Raw genomic sequence first — 1,187 nt, 5'->3', positions numbered from 1 at the left:
ATGGCAAAAGAAACCTTTCAGCGAACGAAGCCGCATGTAAACATAGGAACGATAGGTCATGTGGATCACGGCAAGACGACCCTGACGGCGGCCATTACGACGGTGATGGCCAAGCACTACGGTGGGGTGGCCAAGCAGTTTGCCGACATAGACAATGCCCCGGAGGAGCGGGAGCGGGGGATCACGATTGCGACCGCCCATGTGGAGTATGAGACCGACGATCGGCACTATGCGCACGTGGACTGCCCGGGCCATGCCGACTACGTGAAGAACATGGTGACGGGGGCGGCCCAGATGGACGGGGCGATTCTGGTGGTGGCGGCCACCGACGGGCCGATGCCGCAGACCCGCGAGCACATTTTGCTGGCCCGCCAGGTGGGGGTCCCGCAGATTGTGGTGTTTATGAACAAGACCGACCTGGTCGACGATGAGGAGCTGATCGAGCTGGTGGAGCTGGAGGTACGGGAGCTGCTGAGCAGCTACGAGTTTGACGGGGACAACATCCCGGTCATCCAGGGCAGTGCCCTGGAGGCCCTCAACGGGGACGAGCAGGCCGAGCAGTCGATCCTGGAGCTGATGGATGCGGTCGATGAGACGATTCCGACCCCCGAGCGGGATATCGAGAAGCCGTTTTTGATGCCGGTCGAGGACGTGTTCAGTATAACCGGCCGCGGGACGGTGGCCACCGGCCGCATTGAGCGGGGCGTGGTCAAGCTCAACGATGAGATTGAGATTGTCGGTATTGTCGAAGACCCGATGAGCAGCGTGGTGACCGGCATTGAGATGTTCCGTCGGATGCTCGATGAGGGGCAGGCCGGGGACAACGCCGGGATTCTGCTGCGGGGCATCGACAAGGAGCAGCTGCAGCGGGGCATGGTCCTGTGCAAGCCGGGCTCGATCACCCCACACAAGAAGTTTGAGTGCGAGGTGTATGTGCTGAGCAAGGACGAGGGCGGCCGCCACACCCCGTTTTTTGACGGGTATCGCCCGCAGTTCTATTTTCGCACGACCGACGTGACCGGCTCCTGCGAGCTGCCCGACGGGGTGGAGATGGTGATGCCGGGCGACAATGTGAGCATGGAGGTGACCCTGATCCAGCCGGTGGCGATGGAAGAGGGGCTTCGATTTGCGATCCGCGAGGGCGGGCGCACCGTCGGGGCCGGCGTGGTTAGCAAAATTATTGAATA

General features: G+C 61.9%; 1 protein-coding gene. It reads left to right on the top strand.

Annotation, left to right across the window (positions count from 1 at the left end; translation table 11 throughout):
* The coding region (gene tuf / locus ACG2F4_RS19325; protein WP_395262584.1) for an elongation factor Tu at positions 1 to 1,187 on the top strand (1,187 nt) is incomplete at both ends.

This window comes from Halalkalibaculum sp. DA3122, from assembly GCF_043951865.1.
Lineage (GTDB): Bacteria > Bacteroidota > Rhodothermia > Balneolales > Balneolaceae > JAMQKA01.
The sequence above is the reverse complement of the archived record's forward strand: the minus strand, read 5'-3'. Positions and strand labels throughout refer to the sequence as shown.